The organism is uncultured Brevundimonas sp., assembly GCF_963975535.1.
Taxonomy (GTDB): domain Bacteria; phylum Pseudomonadota; class Alphaproteobacteria; order Caulobacterales; family Caulobacteraceae; genus Brevundimonas.
On record NZ_CAXBHE010000007.1, the window covers coordinates 181,886 to 198,624 of the forward strand.

18 protein-coding genes and 1 tRNA gene are annotated in these 16,739 nt (G+C 67.0%); 6 read left to right on the forward strand and 13 right to left on the reverse strand.

Annotation, left to right across the window (positions count from 1 at the left end; genetic code table 11):
* Positions 1-68 precede the first annotated feature (68 nt).
* Positions 69-494 carry an AlpA family phage regulatory protein gene (locus AACZ75_RS11600; RefSeq protein ID WP_339873013.1) on the forward strand — a complete coding sequence of 142 codons (426 nt, stop codon included), beginning with the start codon at positions 69-71 and terminating at the stop codon, positions 492-494.
* Between the two features lie 58 nt (positions 495-552).
* On the opposite strand, the gene AACZ75_RS11605 is transcribed toward AACZ75_RS11600, so the two are convergent.
* The 6 genes from AACZ75_RS11605 to AACZ75_RS11630 all read right to left on the reverse strand — a co-directional run bounded on the left by AACZ75_RS11605 (position 553) and on the right by AACZ75_RS11630 (position 6,344).
* The gene (locus AACZ75_RS11605) at positions 553-2,046 is read right to left on the reverse strand and encodes a Fic family protein (RefSeq protein WP_339873014.1); all 1,494 of its coding nucleotides are present in this window, start codon (positions 2,044-2,046) and stop codon (positions 553-555) included.
* A gap of 171 nt (positions 2,047-2,217) precedes the next feature.
* The gene (gene merA, locus AACZ75_RS11610; protein ID WP_339873015.1) at positions 2,218-3,702 is read right to left on the reverse strand and encodes a mercury(II) reductase; all 1,485 of its coding nucleotides are present in this window, start codon (positions 3,700-3,702) and stop codon (positions 2,218-2,220) included.
* Positions 3,703-3,769: 67 nt separating this feature from the next.
* Positions 3,770-5,125, reverse strand: a complete 1,356-nt coding sequence (locus AACZ75_RS11615; RefSeq protein ID WP_339873016.1) for an NAD(P)/FAD-dependent oxidoreductase — start codon at positions 5,123-5,125, stop codon at positions 3,770-3,772.
* Positions 5,126-5,190: 65 nt separating this feature from the next.
* Positions 5,191-5,442, reverse strand: a complete 252-nt coding sequence (merF, locus tag AACZ75_RS11620) for a mercury resistance system transport protein MerF (RefSeq protein WP_339873017.1) — start codon at positions 5,440-5,442, stop codon at positions 5,191-5,193.
* Between the two features lie 164 nt (positions 5,443-5,606).
* Positions 5,607-5,936, reverse strand: a complete 330-nt coding sequence (locus tag AACZ75_RS11625; protein WP_339873018.1) for a heavy metal-associated domain-containing protein — start codon at positions 5,934-5,936, stop codon at positions 5,607-5,609.
* Positions 5,937-5,948: 12 nt separating this feature from the next.
* Entirely contained in the window at positions 5,949-6,344 is a 396-nt protein-coding gene (locus tag AACZ75_RS11630; protein WP_339873019.1) for a mercuric transporter MerT family protein, read from the reverse strand.
* 77 nt (positions 6,345-6,421) lie between these two features.
* Here AACZ75_RS11630 and AACZ75_RS11635 point away from each other — a divergent pair, with 77 nt between their 5' ends.
* On the forward strand, positions 6,422-6,829 hold the full coding sequence (locus AACZ75_RS11635; RefSeq protein ID WP_339873020.1) for a helix-turn-helix domain-containing protein: 408 nt from the start codon (positions 6,422-6,424) through the stop codon (positions 6,827-6,829).
* 489 nt (positions 6,830-7,318) lie between these two features.
* On the opposite strand, the gene AACZ75_RS11640 is transcribed toward AACZ75_RS11635, so the two are convergent.
* Together AACZ75_RS11640 and AACZ75_RS11645 are read right to left on the reverse strand one after the other, a co-directional pair.
* Positions 7,319-7,507, reverse strand: coding sequence for a hypothetical protein (locus AACZ75_RS11640; RefSeq protein ID WP_339873021.1), 189 nt, complete (start codon positions 7,505-7,507; stop codon positions 7,319-7,321).
* Positions 7,507-8,430 (reverse strand): endonuclease/exonuclease/phosphatase family protein, encoded by a 924-nt coding sequence (locus tag AACZ75_RS11645; protein WP_339873022.1) that lies wholly within the window; start codon positions 8,428-8,430, stop codon positions 7,507-7,509. Before AACZ75_RS11645 ends, AACZ75_RS11640 begins: the two co-directional genes overlap by 1 nt.
* Before the next feature lie 187 nt (positions 8,431-8,617).
* On the opposite strand from AACZ75_RS11645, the gene AACZ75_RS11650 reads away from it, so the two are divergent.
* Positions 8,618-9,175 carry a dihydrofolate reductase family protein gene (locus AACZ75_RS11650; protein ID WP_339873023.1) on the forward strand — a complete coding sequence of 186 codons (558 nt, stop codon included), beginning with the start codon at positions 8,618-8,620 and terminating at the stop codon, positions 9,173-9,175.
* A 275-nt stretch (positions 9,176-9,450) separates the two neighbouring features.
* Here AACZ75_RS11650 and AACZ75_RS11655 read toward each other — a convergent pair whose 3' ends face one another.
* The 3 genes from AACZ75_RS11655 to AACZ75_RS11665 all read right to left on the reverse strand — a co-directional run bounded on the left by AACZ75_RS11655 (position 9,451) and on the right by AACZ75_RS11665 (position 10,806).
* Entirely contained in the window at positions 9,451-9,678 is a 228-nt protein-coding gene (locus AACZ75_RS11655) for a hypothetical protein (RefSeq protein ID WP_339873024.1), read from the reverse strand.
* A gap of 272 nt (positions 9,679-9,950) precedes the next feature.
* Positions 9,951-10,025 (reverse strand) — tRNA-Val (locus AACZ75_RS11660).
* Between the two features lie 67 nt (positions 10,026-10,092).
* Positions 10,093-10,806: an HAD-IA family hydrolase gene (locus tag AACZ75_RS11665; RefSeq protein ID WP_339873025.1), complete on the reverse strand. Its 714-nt coding sequence runs from the start codon at positions 10,804-10,806 to the stop codon at positions 10,093-10,095.
* A 67-nt stretch (positions 10,807-10,873) separates the two neighbouring features.
* On the opposite strand from AACZ75_RS11665, the gene glmU reads away from it, so the two are divergent.
* Positions 10,874-12,226 (forward strand): bifunctional UDP-N-acetylglucosamine diphosphorylase/glucosamine-1-phosphate N-acetyltransferase GlmU, encoded by a 1,353-nt coding sequence (gene glmU / locus AACZ75_RS11670; protein WP_339873026.1) that lies wholly within the window; start codon positions 10,874-10,876, stop codon positions 12,224-12,226.
* The gene (gene rpiA / locus AACZ75_RS11675; RefSeq protein WP_339873027.1) at positions 12,223-12,909 is read left to right on the forward strand and encodes a ribose-5-phosphate isomerase RpiA; all 687 of its coding nucleotides are present in this window, start codon (positions 12,223-12,225) and stop codon (positions 12,907-12,909) included. Before glmU ends, rpiA begins: the two co-directional genes overlap by 4 nt.
* Positions 12,910-12,922: 13 nt before the next feature.
* Here the strand turns inward: rpiA and AACZ75_RS11680 are convergent, their stop codons facing one another.
* Together AACZ75_RS11680 and AACZ75_RS11685 are read right to left on the reverse strand one after the other, a co-directional pair.
* Entirely contained in the window at positions 12,923-13,879 is a 957-nt protein-coding gene (locus tag AACZ75_RS11680) for a hypothetical protein (protein ID WP_339873028.1), read from the reverse strand.
* Positions 13,880-14,008: 129 nt separating this feature from the next.
* Positions 14,009-14,854, reverse strand: a complete 846-nt coding sequence (locus AACZ75_RS11685; RefSeq protein WP_339873029.1) for a hypothetical protein — start codon at positions 14,852-14,854, stop codon at positions 14,009-14,011.
* Between the two features lie 394 nt (positions 14,855-15,248).
* Between AACZ75_RS11685 and gor the strand changes: the two genes are divergently transcribed.
* Positions 15,249-16,649 (forward strand): glutathione-disulfide reductase, encoded by a 1,401-nt coding sequence (gene gor, locus AACZ75_RS11690; protein WP_339873030.1) that lies wholly within the window; start codon positions 15,249-15,251, stop codon positions 16,647-16,649.
* The last annotated feature ends 90 nt before the right edge of the window (positions 16,650-16,739 follow it).

The window sequence follows — 16,739 nt, forward strand, 5'->3', positions numbered from 1 at the left end:
GCGATCGACGCCCGGGCGCTTTGCACCGTCTTTGAAGCCGCTGCTGACAGAATGATCGGAGGCCCGTCATGACGTTCGAACCAGAAGGCGGACCGATCGAGACGGGCGGGCCGGAGGACCGGCTGTTGCCGTGGGATCGGGTCCGGGACGTCACCGGCCTCAGCCGGTCGACCGCATGGCGACTGCAACAGGTCGGGGATTTTCCTGAACCCGTGCGCATCTCCCCTAACCGGGTAGGCTGGTGGGAAAGCGAGCTGACCGCATGGAAGGCGACCCGGACGGTCCGGGGCCTGCCGCATCCCAAGCCACTGGCCCGGCCGCGGGAGCCGAAGCTGATCCAGACCCCGCGTTCGCCGCGACGCAAGCCCGAGAAGCCGGCGGTCGTGGCGGCGGGCGCGGTCTCGCCGGAGCCTGCAGGGCAGGCCGCACCGGCGGCGGTGCCCCGACGGCGGAAGCGACCGGCCTGCGCCGATCAGATTGATTTCGGTTTCTAGCGTCGCATGGCCAGGTGCGATGGCGCGGAGCCAGGCCGGGTAGGTCGACAATCCCCGTCTAGAAGGTCTGGGGAAGGCGTAGTCTTATGCCGCGTTCGTCGGCCTCGGCCGGGTCCATGAAGGCGTTGCAGCTGTCCAGGACGTCCTGCGTGGCGCTGATTTCGGTCCAGGGAACTGCCGCCACCCATTTCTGCGCGAAATCCAGGCTGCGGATCAGGGTGTTGGGATTGTCGCTGTTTGAAAGCACCTTCAGTCCCGTCAGATAGTTGCTGCGGAAGATGGTCGGAATGATGATGCGCTCTTCGTCGGCGGCGACGAGTTCGGCGTTCATCATGATCCGGCCGATCCGGCCGTTGCCGTCCGTGAAGGGGTGAACCTCCGACACCAGGAACATCATGTAGACGGCCCGGGCGAAGGGTGTTTCCAGACTGTGATAGAGTTCAAGCCCGCGCGTCAGTGTGCCTTCGACGTGAGCGGGGTCCACGAATGTGGTCTGTCCCGCCCGATTGGCCTCCTGCTTGAAGGCCCCCGGGTTCTTGTCCGGACGGCCCGCCATGAGCGCGGCATGCCGACGTTTGAGAATATCGAAGAACTCAGGAGCGTCGCGCGGTGTCCTGGCCATTTCGACGGGATCCGAAACCAGCCTCCAGGTACCGAGGATGTCATGTGCGTCGGAAGGACGGTCACGGGGGATGACGTTGCGAAACACGATGTCGGCGGCTTCGCTGACCTCGAATTCCGTGCCTTCGATGAAGTTGGAAAAATAGGCCTCGAAAAAGGACAGGCTTGACCGTCCTTCCGCTGGACGTTCGGCGGCGGGGCGGATGACGGGCGCGGTTGCTCTCAGTTCCCGATGGAGAAGTTCGAAACGCGCGAGCCGTTCAGGGTCGAAGGGAGAGCCGGAACGACGCGCCTGGGCCCCGTCCGTGACCAGAGGCTCATCGCGCGTGCCGAGAAGGGCTCCAATCAGTCTTTCCAGGGTTTCGCACTCCACTTCGCGCCCGATCATGGGCGCGATCCGGCGCGCCTCGTCCCTGAGCCTGTTGGCCGCTTCATCGCCACCGCGACGAATGAGGGTGTCGAGATGGGTTTCGATCTCACTGCGCGTCAGGGTGCGCGGGACGTCGCCACCGCGCCGGCGGGACGGGGCCATGTTGTCGAGATAGGCCCTCGCGGTCGAGGAGAGGAAGAGATTGCCGACGAACGGAAGGTCGGTGGGCTGAGGGGGCGCCCCTCGGCGGGTCCGGATCGTCACGCCCGGCAGTTCGATGTCGCGCTTGCGATCGGAAACGACGAAGACCGAGCCGTCGGCCGCCGGCTTGTTCTCGATCGCGGTTCGGTCGGCGATCAGCGCGCCGGGGATATAGGCGCCGACAAGCGTCCATAGATGCCGCCCGACAATTTGCTCGGGCGGGTCCACGAGATTGCGGGTATACAGCTTGGACCCGATCTGCCGGAGCTCGCCCTGGCTGACCGCGCGCGACACCGCGGTCGCCGTCTCACTGGTGGAGACGAAGATTTCCGGAAAGTCTTGCACGGGGGATCTGGGCATTAAGCGGCTCCTCCGTCCCTGTTTAGCAAGAAAATGGGACTTAGGCGCGCAATTATGAAAGTTTTCGGGGTTTAAGGGCTGCGTCTAGGCGAGGGCGAGCAGGGCCGAGGGTCCCCGGCGGTCTGTGCCGCTGAGCGTGCCACTGACTCGGCCGGCGGCCATCAGCTGGCTTTACCCCGCGCAGCAGGAGAGCTTCGAGACATCCAGATCGAAGGTCTGGGCCGCGAGTTTCAGGCCTTCGACCGTGGTCAGATAGGGGAAGATCGTCGCACCCAGCTCGGCCGCCGTCATGCCGTGTTTGATCGCCAGCACCATCGTCTGGATCGCGTCCGCGCCTTCGGGAGCCATGATCTGCCCGCCGATGAGTCGGTCCGTCGTCTTGTCCGCGACCAGTTTGATCAGCCCGCGTGTATCGCGCGCCGCCAGCGCCCGGGGCACCTGATCGAGCGGGAGCAGGGACGTCTTGATATCCAGCCCCAAGGCTTTTGCCGCCGTTTCGGTCAAACCGACGCTGGCGACCTGCGGGTCGCTGAACACCACCGCCGGCATGGTGCTGTTGTCATAGCGATGTTCATTGCCGCCGACGGCATTGCGCGCCGCCAGCTTCGCGCCATAGGCCGCCATATAGACGAACTGGTCGCGCCCGGTGACGTCCCCCGCCGCATAGATGCCGGGGGCCGTGGTCTCGAGATAATCGTCGATGACAATGCCGCCGTTGCGGGCCAGTTTGACGCCCCGCGCCTCCAGCCCCATGCTGTCACTGTTCGGCTGGCGGCCCGTCGCGATCAGCACCTGCTCTGCGACGATGATCTGGACCGCCGCATCCCGCTCGGGCCCCGCGCCCTTACCGGCCGGACGATCGCAGGTGAGCTCGATCCCATGGTCTGCTTGCGCAATCCGCTGGTAGCCGACCCCGGCACACACCTGGATTCCCTCCGCCTCCAGACAGGTCTGCAGGGCGGCGCTGAACTCCGGATCCATTTCGGGCAGCAGCCGGCTGCGGCAGCAGATCGTGACGGCGACGCCGAGCCGGGCGAACATCTGCCCCAGCTCAACCCCGATCACGCCCCCGCCGATCACCAGCAGCGACCGGGGCAAACGTTCAAGCGCCAGGGCCGACGTGCTGGTGAGCCAGGGCACGTCGTCCAAGCCCGGAATTGCCGGAACGGCGGCGCGCGCGCCCATCGCCAGAATGATCTTGCCGACCGGCATCGGTGCATCATCGACGACCAGCCCGCCGTCGACAAAGCGCGCCCGGCCTTCGACATAGGTCACGCCGGGATAGGCCGGCAGCAGGTCGACATATTTCTTCTGCCGCAGACCCGCGACCAGCTCATCCTTCGAGGCGGCAAGCGCGGCCCAGTCCGCCAGTTGGAGGGTACCGCCCAGGCCGGGAAAGCGACGGGAAGCCTGGCCGGCATGGACCGCTTCGGCGGCGCGGATCAGCGTCTTGGACGGAACGCAGCCGACATTGACGCAGGTGCCGCCGATCGTCCCATGGCCGACCAGCGCCACCCGGGCTCCCAGATCGGCTGCGGTGATCGCAGCGGAGAATCCCGCCGATCCCGCGCCGATGACGGCGACGTCGAAACCCCCACGACCGGAGTCTTCCGCGGTACCCGAACAGCAGTCGAGGTCCTTTACGGGCATGTTCATCGTGCAGTCCGTTCTGTTGGGCGGGCCAGTGGTGTCATGGGTTCAGCCGACGCGCGCGTGAGCGGCGTCAGACCATCGATCCGATGTCCGAGGCGTAGCTCGGGTAGGCAAAGATCATCGCCTTGATCTGGTTGGCGGTAAGGCCCGCGCCCATCGCCATGGCGAACAGATTGATCTGTTCCTCGGCGCCGGGCCCGATCAGATGTGCGCCGAGGATCAGGCCGGTTTCCTGTTCGACCAGCACCTTGAAACCGCTCCGGCTCGCCCCGACCCGCATCGACGAATACCAGCCGGAGGTTTTCTCGAATCGGGTGTCGAACTTCAGGCCCTTCTCCGTCGCCGCGTCTTCGGACAGCCCCACGGTCGCGACCGGCGGCAGGGTGAAGACCACGCTGGGCACCGGCGGATAGGACACGAGCCGTGCGTCCTTCCCGGCCAGAAGATTCTTGCCCGCGATCCGCCCTTCATAGGCCGAGACCGGGGTCAGGTTCAGCCCGCTGTCGGCGCAATCCCCGGCGGCGAAGATGGCGGGATTGGTGGTGCGCATGGCGGCGTCGACCTTGATGCCGCGTTTCCCGGCTTCGACCCCGGCGGCGGACAGGTTCAGAGGGTCGATATTGGGCACGCGACCGGTCGCATGAACCACCAGATCGCAGGTCAGCACCTGGATACCGGACGGCGTTTCATAGGACACGGCGAATTCGTCGCCCTGCTTCTCGACCTTCAGGACTTTCGCCTCGGTCTGCACGTCGATGCCCAGATCGACCGAGGCCTCCACCAGCATCGCCACCAGATCGGCGTCGAACGGTCCGAGCGGCCGCCCGGCCATTTCCAGAACCGTGACGGCGCTGGCCCCGGCGCGTTGGGTGATGTGGGCGAACTCCATGGCGATGAAGCCGCCGCCGACAAAGGCGATCCTGTCCGGCCTCGCGGGCAACTCCAGAAATTCCGTACTGGTCGTCAGCAGGTCCTCGCCGGGAATGTCCAGCGTCATCGGGCGTGCGCCGGTGGCGATGTGGAAATGCTTCGCGCGCAGGGTCTCGCCGTTCAGCGTGATCGTATCGCGCCCGGTGAACCGCGCTTCGCCATGCAGCGCGGTGATCCCGGCCTTGCGGAAGCCCGCCTCGATGCGCGGCGGCATGGTGTCGGTGAAGGTGCGCTTGAACGCCATCATCTCGGGCCAGTTGACCGAGGGCCGTGCCTCCAGGCCCTTGCCGGCCATGTTGTGGGCCCAGTCCACGCCTTCGGTGACGGCGATCAGCATCTTCTTGGGATCACAGCCCCGCAGTGCACAGGTGCCGCCATAGGGCAGGCTGTCGATGCTGGCGACCTTCCACCCTGCCGCCGCCGTCATCCGGGCCACGCCGTTGCCGCCGGTCCCGGCCCCGATCACGATCAGGTCGTAGTCATATGCATCGGTCATGTCGGTCTTCTCCATTTCGGGGGCCTGCATCCCGGGATGACCGGCGCGACCCGGTGGGCTGTCGATCAGGTGGTCTTCATCCGCCGCTGACGCCGCCAGACGGCATAGACCGTCAACCCGGCGAACACGCCCAGAGCGGGCAGCAGCACAACATTGAGCCAACCCGTCAGGGCGGAAAGCCCGACGACGCCCAGCAGCACCACCAGCACCGGGGTAAAGCAGCACAGCGCCACAATGACGGTGCCGATCACCCCCATCCGCAACAGCAGGCTGTCGGCCCTGCCGCTCTCGTTCGTCTTGTCGGTCTCGTCAGCCATGATGCCGTTTTCTTCCGTTTTGAACCTGACGGCGCGCAGCCTTCCCCGGCTGCAGCCCGAGGTCGGGCTGCGCGCGATACCGCGCGTTGGCGGCAAGATTCCGCCGCTCCTCTGGAGGGCGGGAGACGTGACGCCGGTGAAGGTCGTCTTGCTGCCGGCAGGGCCTAGTTTTGTACGACGCGGGCGGGATAGCCGGCATTGGTCGAGGCGGCCGCGATCTGCGCGGCCGTGACGCGCGCCGGATCATAGGTGGCGCGGGCCGTCTTTGCGGCGAAGTCCACCTGCACCGCGCTGACGCCCGGTACGCCTTCCATCGCCTTGCGCACCGTGATCGGGCAGGTGGCGCAGGTCATGTGATCAATGGCGAAGGTCGTCTGCTGCTGCGCAGCGGCGGTCGCCGCCGGACGGTTTTGTGCCGGACCATCAAACGCGACGGCGGCACCAACGCCGGCCACGGTCACAACGGCCAGGCCGATCAGGAACGTCTTTTTCATGGGTCTTTCCTCTCAGTAGAAATAGGGAGCCCACCAGTTGAGGGTGAGCGTGATGATCACGACGACCAGCCCCAGCCAGAGGGCCAGTTTCGTGGTCCGCGCCGATTGCGGGCGGGCGCAGTATGTCCCGTCCTCGCAGGGCGGTTTCGGCTTGAAATAGACATGCCAGAATCCGAAGCCGAGCAGGGCCAGGGTGACGGCGGAGACGTAGGGCTTGTAAGGCTCCAGCGCCGTCAGGTTGGCGATCCACGCGCCTGAAATGCCAAGCATGACCAGCATCAGGGGAACGACACAGCAGGCCGACGCCAGCACGGCGCCAATCAGCGCTCCGCCCGCGATCCATCGGCCCTGCTTCGCGCCCTCGTCGGGCGTGGATGCCGGCGGCTCGGGTTCCGGCGCTGAAAACATCGAACTGGCCTCTCCATTTCACTCTGACTGAATTCAGCGTAATCCCTGTAGTTGCTACAGACACAAGGGCTTTTTTCATGGTGCTTCAGACGGGTTTGATGCGAGCTCAATTGGCGAAGCTGACCGGGTGCAACCTCGAAACCATCCGCTATTACGAGACGGTCGGATTGCTGCCCCCGCCGCCGCGAGCAGCCAACGGCTACCGGGTCTATTCACCGGATCTGACGCAGCGGTTACGGTTCATCCTGCGCGCGCGAGACATTGGCTTCTCGATGGAGGAGACGCGCTCGCTGCTGGCCCTGACAGACAGCGGGACGCAGACCTGCGCCGAGGTCAAGGACAAGACCGAGGTGCACCTGAAGGATGTGCGCGCCAAGATCGCCGATCTTCGGCGGATGGAACGGATCCTTGCGAACGCCGCCGCCAAATGCTCGGGCGGGGAAGTGCCGGAGTGCCCGGTTCTGGAGGCGCTTACGGCGGGTTGAGCGTAAGCAGCTGAAAGGGCTCTCGGCCCGCAGTGGGACGGAGCCATTCATACATGGTCGTGGAAGCCCTCGCGGAAGCGCAGAATGCCGACGCCCGGACCGATCGGCCCGCGCCGACCACGCGGGCCGGCTTGTCCGCATGGCATGTCCATTTCCGGCTCACTAGGAGAGCCTGACGGACATAGGGGCTGGTCAGGAGAGTGCTACGGACATTTTCAATCCGGCCGGCTCCTTGCGAGATCACCTTCAGACGGATTCACACATGCTCACCGGTCTGCGCTCCCATGGCGGAACCGATCTTCCATTTTCGGAAGTCGCCCCCATTCCGCCCGCCTGTGAGCGCGGCCCGCTCGGAGGACACAGCGGGCGCCGTCATCACGATCCTGGCGCGCGCCAATGCTTTCTGCGAGAATCCGGCCCAACGGAAAACGGGGATACCAACCGTGCGAATGGCATGGACCGATCCTCTGCCGGACGCTCGCGACGCGTCTAGATCGACCCCATGACGCTGCAGGTCGCCAGCCCGGTCAGGACCACGACGACCAGCAGCGCGCCGATCAACACCGTTTCCTTGAGGTCGGGTCCAGAAGCCCATTCCTCGCGGGGCTTTCCATCATTGCGGGACCACGTCGTTCGCAACCGGGACCAGCCTCGCCGCAAGGGACCCGGATCGACCATCACCGGAGGCTCAGGGTGGCCGATATCGCGCAATGATCGCTCAGAGCCTGGCCGCCGAACGTCCGTTCCTCAAAGTTTCTCAGGTTGGCGGTTGCCCGCCGGTCGAGGACGATGAAGTCGATAAAGTCCCGGTAGCGGGGATTGCATCTTGCGGACTGGTCGCCCGACGCCAGGGCGAGGTCCGAGTTCGGCGGAGATGAATCGTCCCACTCGGCCCAGACGGCGTCATTGGCCATGCCCATGCGCCGGTTGAAATCCCCCAGGACGGCGAAACGCGCCCCCTCCACGGCTCTGTCATCGATCCAGCGTTCCATGGCCGGAACCTGTTCGAACAGGACCGGACAGGCGTCGTTCCGGTCTCCGGACGAACACCCTGACTTCAGATGCACCGAAAGCACCCGGATCGGCGCACCGCCCCGGGGGCGAACCATGAGATCGACACCTGAGCGAAGGTCGGGATTGCCCACCTGGATGTTGGTGACGTCGGGTTGACGTTCGAATGCCAGACCGTTGCGGACCGCGAACCCGGTGCGCTGGGCATTGATCGTCAGCCCGTCGCGTCCCCGACACGCTCCGCCGCGATCCGTGCCGATCCGGTCCTCGATCACGACGGTATAGATAGCAGGGTTGAACACCCGCTCAGCGGCGGCTTTCGTCTCGACCTCCTGAAAGGCGATGATGTCGGCGCCGAGGTCGTCCACATAGGCCCGCATCGCCGCATAGTCGCCGTCGGTGCGAGGGCGGCATCCGGAGTTATTCCGCTCCGCGAGATGCTCCATATTCCAGCTGGCCAGCTTGATGACCGGACCGGAATTGGGGCTGTTGCCCGAGCCGGTCGCCGTGCAGGCGGCGGCGAACAACGCCAGGGCGACGAATATGGCTGCGGGTTTCATGTGGCGAATAGAGCAGAAGGCGTTGGCCATGCCTATCACTCGCCACAGACATGGCCCCGTCACAGGTTGAGCAAAGTAGCTGCGGGCAATTGGCTCGATGCTTGGCGTCCGCTTCACGCACGCAGATCGTTGGCGGCTTTCGACCTTTGGCGGAAGTTGAACAATAACCTGGGCAGGTGGCTTCCGTGTTCTCCACTGGATGGCCTAGACTTGGCGCATGGGCCTTCTGACCTTCAGCATCAACGTCACCCTGGACGGCTGCGTCGACCACCAGGAGGGGGTCGTCGATGACGAGACCCATGCCTTCTTCACCCGGCTGATGGACGAGAGCGGGGCGATGCTGTGGGGTCGCGTCACCTATGAGATGATGGAGAGCTACTGGCCGGCCGTGGCTCGCGGCGACATGGAAGCACCGCCGGCGATGCGAGAGTGGGCGGTCAAGCTGGAGGCCAAGCCGAAATACGTGGTGTCGTCGACGCGAACAGACTTCCCGTGGACCAACAGCTACCCCGTCGTCGGTGATCTGCGTGCGGGCGTGCGGAGGCTCAAGGACGCGACGCCGGCCGGTGTGCTTCTCGGGAGCGGCCAGCTGGCAACCGAGCTGGACCGGCTGGATCTGATCGACGAGTACAGATTCCTCGTTCACCCAAGGATCGCCGGCCACGGGCCGACCCTCTACCAGGGCGGACTGCCGGGCACGCGACGGCTCGAACTGATCTCGGCCGAGCCGCTTCGTTGCGGGGCGGTGGCCATGCACTACCGGCGCGAACCCTGACCCGGAGCGGCCTTCCAAGGCGAGGCAGGCCGCCACCCGATCAGTGACCGCGGCACCGCCCGCGCCTCATCGGTGATCACCGCCCCGACAGAGTTGAGGCGATCCCTCGCCGCGGGCGTCGTCGCCCAGGGTGCGACCGTGGTGGTGGTCAGGTCAGAGACCTCGCGCTCGATTCCAGGCGACAACTGGGGCGGCGCTGAATGACCAGCCTGGCGCGCGGAGCCCAAGGGGGGAGCGTTCTCTACGAGGTGACGACCTCTACGGCGTGACGACCTCTACGGGGTGACGACATCAGCGTCTGAGACCCCGGCGAGTTCGTTGAAGCGCGCCCGCGCCCTGGCTTCGTCGTAGAGGATTTCGCTCTGACGCGGCGGTGCGACGACATAGTACATCGTCACGGGAGCCAGTTCCCGGCGCTCGCGGCGCCACAGGGCGAACCCCTCGCGGCCTTCCAGACGCGCCCAGGTTCCAGCGTCGTTGGGGTGGTCCGGAATGGATGCCATCGGCTTTCCTTAAAATGAGCGATCGCGATGGATCCGGGCAGGTCAGGCCTTGCCCGATGAAACGCCCTGCAAAAAGCCGGCGCGGCGGTGAGGTCGAATCAGGCCCGGAACTGGCCCGCATCAACGCATTTCAGGGTGTGTTGTCACGTCTCGCGCAAGGATCTTACGCATCGACTGCCCCACTACTGCCCCACAAACGCAGATATTCACGAAAAACCTTCCGTGGACGGAGAGGTAGGGTTTTGTAAGTTTCTGTTTTTAAATGGAAAAAATGGTGGATGCGACAGGGATTGAACCTGTGACCCCCTCGGTGTGAACGAGGTGCTCTCCCGCTGAGCTACGCATCCATCAATCGGGCCCCGTCGGGACGGGGGAGGCGGCGACATAGCCCGGGCGTCCCGTGCTGGCAAGATGTCAGATGCCGCGGCGGGCGTGATGGGCGGCGATCAGCCCGTCGATGGCCGCCTCGACCTGGTCGAAATGGTCGATCAGCACGTCGCCGCCCAGATCCCCGGCCGGGATCGGCGTGTAGCCGAAGCTCACCACCACGCTGGGCACGCCGGCGCCTTTCGCCGCCTGCACATCGGGCGCACCGTCGCCGATCATGATGGCCCGCGCCGGGTCCCCGCCCGACATCGCCACGGCCTCGCGGACATGGGCCCCGTCGGGCTTGCGCGCCGAGACCCGGTCGGGGCCGCAGATGACGGCGAAATGATGCGTCATATCGAGGGCCGCGATCAGGGCCACCGACAGGTCGGTGCGCTTGTTGGTGGCCACGCACAGGATCGCCCCGCGCGCCGCCAGCCGCTCCAGGGTGGCGATCACCCCGTCGTAGGGCCGGCTGAAGACGGCGATGTTGCGGATATAGTCGGCGAGAAATTCCTCGAGCATCTCCTGGGCGTCGGCCTCGTCCCACGGCGCGCCGGCCTCCTGGAAGCCGTGCCGCAGCAGGGCCAGGGCCCCGTAGCCGACCAGATGCTGGGCCGCCGCGACCGGCATCTGCGGAATGTCGCGCGCCGCCAGCATCCGGTTCAATGTGCCGATCAGGTCCGGCGCGGTCTCGACCAGGGTGCCGTCCAGGTCGAAGGCGACGGTCCAGCCCTCGAGGTCGCGCGCCGGATCGTTCATGTCGCCGTCTCCCGTTCGGCCGCCCGATGGGCTAGACCCGGCTGACGACTAACGACCGGACCGATTCATGACCAGAGCACACCGGCCCCGGGCCGCCATCATCCTCGCCGCCGGCCAGGGCACGCGCATGAAGTCGCCCCTGCCCAAGGTGCTGCACCCGGTCGGGGGGCGCGCCATGCTGGATCACGCCATCGACGCCGCCGAGGCCCTGGGCTGCGAGCGGATCGTGGTGGTGGTCGGCGACCATTCCCCGTCGGTCCGTGCCCATGTGGCCAAGCGTCTGGGCGAGGCGGCCATCGCCGTGCAGGACCCGCCGATCGGCACCGGCCATGCCGTGCGCGCGGCCGAGGCGGCGCTGAAGGGATTCGCCGGCGACGTCGTCGTCACCTATGGCGACGTGCCCCTGCTGACCGCCGCCGACATCGAGCCGGTGTTCAGCGGCGACGACGGCGTCACCGTGATCGGCTTCGAGGCCCGCGATCCCGGGGCCTATGGCCGGCTGGTCATGGAGGGCGACACCCTGGCCGCCATCACCGAGGCCAAGGAAGCCTCGGCCGAGGTCCTGGCCCTGACCCTGTGCAATTCCGGCGTGATGGCCGCGCCGGCCGCCCTGCTGTTCGCCCTGCTGGCCGAGGTCCGCAACGACAATGCCAAGGGCGAATACTATCTGACTGACGTGGTCGAACTGGCGCGCAAACGCGGGGCTGCAACCCGGGTCGTGCATGCGGCCGAGGACGCGGTCATGGGCGTCAACGCCCAGGCCGAGCTGGCCGTGGCCGAGGCCCTGTTCCAGAAGGTGCAGCGCGACAATTTCCTCGCCGCCGGGGTGACGATGAGCGCGCCCGAGACCGTGTATTTCGCGTACGACACCGAGATCGGCGGCGGCACCACGATCGAGCCGTATGTCGTGTTCGGCCCGGGGGCCAGGATCGCCGGCGGGGCCCGTATCCGCGCCTTCAGCCATATCGAGGGCGCCAGCGTCGCCGCCGGGGCCGAGGTCGGTCCCTATGCCCGGTTGCGCCCCGGCGCGGCTCTGGGCGAGGGGGCCAGGGTCGGCAATTTCGTCGAGGTCAAGAATGTCACCCTCGGGGCCGGGGCCAAGGCCAACCACCTGGCCTATCTGGGCGACGGCGACATCGGGGCCGGGGCCAATATCGGGGCCGGCACCATCTTCTGTAACTACGACGGCTTCTTCAAACACCGCACCACGGTGGGCGAGGGGGCCTTCATCGGCTCCAACAGCGCCCTGGTCGCGCCGGTGACCATCGGGGCCGGCGCCATGGTCGGCTCGGGCTCGGTCATCACGAAGAATGTCGACGCCGGCGACCTGGCCCTGGGCCGCGGCGAACAGACGGCCAAGCCGGGCTGGGCCCGACGGTTCATGGACTCCATGCGGGCGAAGAAGGCGGCGAAACAATGACTGCTGACGCCCAGAAGCGCGCCACCGGCGAGGCCGCCGCCCTGCACGTCGAGCCCGGCATGGTCGTCGGCCTCGGCACCGGCTCGACCGCCGCCTGGTTCGTCAAGGCCCTGGCCGCCCGCCAGCTGGATGGCCTGCGCTGCGTGCCGACGTCGGAGGCCACCGCCGACCTGGCCCGCGAGCTGGGCCTGACCCTGTCGACGCTGGAGGACACGCCGCGCCTCGACCTGACCGTCGACGGGGCCGACGAGGTCGGGCCGGGCCTGGCCCTGATCAAGGGCGGCGGCGCGGCCCTGCTGCGCGAGAAACTGGTGTGGGAGGCCTCGAGCCGCTGCCTGGTCATCGCCGATGCGGCCAAGGTGGTGAAGACGCTCGGACAGTTCGCCCTGCCGATCGAGGTCGTCGCTTTCGGCCACAAGACCACGGCAAACCGCATCGCCGACGTACTGGCCGACCACGACATCGCCCTGCCGGCCCGGCTGCGTCAGGCCGAACGCGGCGTGGTCCGCACCGACGGCGGCAATGTCATCTATGACGCCGCCTGCGGGGCCATCCACGACCCGGCCCGTCTGGCCTCGGACCTGAAGCTGATCACCGGCGTGGTCGAGCACGGCCTGTTTCTCGACCTCGCCGATCTGGCCCTCATCGGCGGCGACGGCGGCGTAGAGACCCTGACGCCGTAGCGGTGTCGCCCGGTCAGTCCGGTGCGGCGGCGCTCTCACGGTCCTGGACGCGGCGGATCGAGTCCGACAGTTCGGGCAGACCCGAGCCGATATTGCGCGTGCGGTTGGCCCGGTACAGGCCGTGGAGATAGGTCTGGTCCCAATCGGTCAGGCCGTCGGCCGAGGCCGGATTTTCGAACACGTTCAGAATCGACGGAAAGGCGCGGGTGTCGGCTTCGGGGTCGATCTGCGCCAGGGTGACCATGGCGAGGTAGTCGGCGAGTTGCCGGACGGTGACGCCGCGGACCTGTTCCAGGTCCACGATAATCACGGTGCGGAACAGGCTGTCGACGATCGGGCTGCTCAGGCGCGTGCTGGTGGGGACCCGGACCTTCGGTCCGAAATCCGCCGCTCCGGAACAGGGGCCGTTGCATTCCCCCGGAAGCCGGATGGCGGCCACGCCGGTCTGGCTGTTGATCGGCATGCTGATCTGCCACCAGCGCACCGGCCGGTCCGAAGCGGCAAAGGCGTTCAGGGCGGCGCGGCCCTGGTCCATGCCCGAGCCGCCCATGATCAGCACGTTCAGCCGTTCGTTGACCAGTTCCTCGGCCACACGGTCCGGGGAATCCGAGGCGATGACGATGACATTGGCTTCGCAGCCGGGTTCGCCCGGGGTCAGGCCCATCTCCAGGGCGACGGCTGAGATCCGGTCGACGATAAACTGGGCGGCTGCACCGCGCAGGTTGGCGACCCCGATGCAGACATCCCTCTCCCAGCGGGCGATGCCCCGGTTCCGGTTGGGGGCCGCGACCTCGTTCACGAACGCGCGGACCGTGTCGCCCCGCGGGCGGGCGATGACCTCGACGTCCCCCAGGGTTACCGTCGCGCCGTCTCCCGGCGACTGCGGGGTGACCTCGGTCGGCGGATCGGCGGCGGGTACGGACTGGGGGAGCGCGGACCCGAGCAGGGCGGCAACAACGAACGCGAGCATTTGGGCAGCCTCAGGATTGTTCGTGACGCTAGTCACCCCCGGGATGGAGGACAATCGATAAAGTCGATCACGGGCGCTGCAGAAGCAAGCCGCTCAGCATGGCCAGGCCCGGCGGGCCCTCCGGCCCCGTCAGTCCGGTGCCTCCGTGTTCAGGCGCTCCCGGGCGCGGTGGATCGAGGTCGAGAGCGCAGACCGGGCGGCGCTCGGGCTTCGCCGGATGCGGACGGGTTCGTACAGGCCGTGGAGATAGGCCTCGTCCCAGCCGCTCAGGCCGTCGGTCGAGGCCGGGTCGTCGAATACATTGAGCACCGAGACATAGGCGCCGGTGTCGGCGTCCGGGTCGACCTGGGCCAGGGTGATCATGGCCAGATAGTCCGCCAGCTGCCGGATCGATACCCGGCTGACCTGATCGACATCCAGGATGATCACGGTGCGGAACAGGTTGTCGATGATCGGCAGGGCAAGCCGCGATCCGGTAGCGATCCGGTTGACCGGGGCGAAGTCAGACGCGGAGGAACAGGTGCCCTGGCAGTCCCCGGGAAGGCGCACGGCCGGCGCGCCCGTATCGGCGTTGGTCGGCATGCTGACCTGCCACCAGCGCACAGGCCTGTCGGAATTGACGAAGGCGTCCAGCGCGGCGCGGCCCCTGTCCATGCCCGCGCCGCCCATCCGGAACGCCCGCCCGCGTTCCTCGACCAGTTCCGCCGCCAGGGCGTCCGCCGACGTCGAGGCGATGATGATGACGTTCGGCGCGCAGCCCGGCTCTCCCGGCGTCAGGCCGACGTCCTCGGCCACGGTGGAAACCCGGTCCACGATATACTGGGCCCCTTCCGGCCGCAGGTTGGCCACCCCGATACAGATGTCCTTGTCCCAGCGAGCGATGCCGCGATGTCGGTTGGGGGCCGCGACCGTGTTGACGAAGGCCCGGACCATGTCGTCCCGTTGACCGGTAACCTCGACGTCCTCGAGTCGCACCGACGCCGCATCCGCTGATGACGGCTGGGACGACTCTGTTTGCGCGACGGCCGGGGGCGGCGATTGCGGCCCGGTTGATCCGAGCACGGCGGCAACAACGAATGCGAGCATGTCGGAGACCCCAGGGTTGTTCGGGACGCTAGCCACCCCGGCTTTCGACCGTCAATCGATATTTTCCCGGCAGCGGGGCTGTGGGCAATACGGCGATCGATGGTGGCGGGGGCGGGGCGGAGACCCTAAGTCCCTGACCTCTCATCCGCTCATCCCGGTGAAAGCCGGGACCCAGTGCTTTCGTGGGGCCGGGTGTTGGGGATGTATCGACGGCGCGCACCGGACTCCACCGGTTGCCCACAGAACTGGGTCCCGGCTTTCGCCGGGATGATCGGAAAAAAACATGACCACCTATGACTACGACCTCTTCGTCATCGGTGCCGGTTCCGGCGGGGTGCGCGCGGCGCGGCTGACGGCCCTGGGCGGCAGGCGGGTGGCGGTGGCCGAGGAGCATCGCGTCGGCGGCACCTGTGTGATCCGCGGCTGCGTGCCCAAGAAATTCATGGTCATGGCCTCCGAGGTCAGCCACGCGCTGGAGATTGCCGAAGGCTACGGCTGGTCGTTCGACAAGGCGACCTTTGACTGGCCCAAATTCCTCGAGACCAAGGACGTCGAGATCGCCCGGCTGTCGGGCATCTATGTCGCCAACCTCGGCAAGGCCGGGGTCGACCTGATCCACGGCCGCGCCGTGCTCAGGGACGCCCATACCGTCGCCATTCTCGGCAAGGGCGAGGGCGGCGGAGATCGCATCGTCACCGCCGAACGGATTCTGGTCGCCACCGGCGGGCGGCCGTGGACGCCTGGCGACCTGCCGGGCATCGAGCATGCCATCACCTCTGAAGAGGCCTTCCACCTGCCGGAGCTGCCCAGACGCATCCTGATCGCCGGCGGTGGCTATATCGCGGTCGAGTTCGCCGGCATCTTCGCGGGCCTCGGGGTCGAGACCACTTTGATCTATCGCGGGCCCAACATCCTGCGCGGCTTCGACGACGACGTCCGCTCGCACCTGGCGGGCGAGATCGAGAAGCGCGGCATCAAGGTCGTGCTCGGCTGCCAGCACACGGCGATCGAGAAAACCGCCACCGGCCTGCGCAACACCTTCGAGAACGGCCACGCGATCGAGACCGATGTGGTGATGTTCGCCACCGGCCGGGTCCCGCACGTCACCGATCTGGGGCTGGAGACCGCCGGGGTCGCGCTGAACGACCGGGGGGCGATCCGGGTCGACGAATACTCGCAGACCACGGCCGACAACATCTGGGCCGTCGGTGACGTCACCGACCGCATCAATCTGACCCCGGTCGCCATCCGCGAGGCCGTGGCCTTCCACGAGACCGTCTTCCGCGACAATCCGCAGAGCTATGATCACGACAATGTCGCCAGCGCCGTGTTCAGCCAGCCTCCGGTCGGCGTGGTCGGCCTGTCCGAACATGACGCGCGCCAGACCCTGGGCGGCGAGATCGACGTCTATGTGGCGCGCTTCCGCCCGATGAAATACGCCTTCACCGGCTCCGACGAGCGCGTGCTGATGAAGCTGGTGGTCGAGGCGAAGACCCAGAAGGTGGTCGGGGTTCACATCGTCGGCCCCGAGGCCCCCGAGATGATCCAGCTGGCCGCGATCGCCGTCAAGGCGGGCCTGACCAAGGCCCAGTGGGACGCCACCTGCGCCGTCCACCCGACCATGGCCGAGGAACTGGTGATGATGAAGGACAAGCAGACCCCCGGTGCCATGGCCGTGGGGTAGCCCCCTCTGTCGTCATCCTCCGGCAAGCCGCGCCGGCGCGGCGCAGACCGGGGGGCCCAGCGGCGCGGTCGCGCCAGCGATCGCGAAACC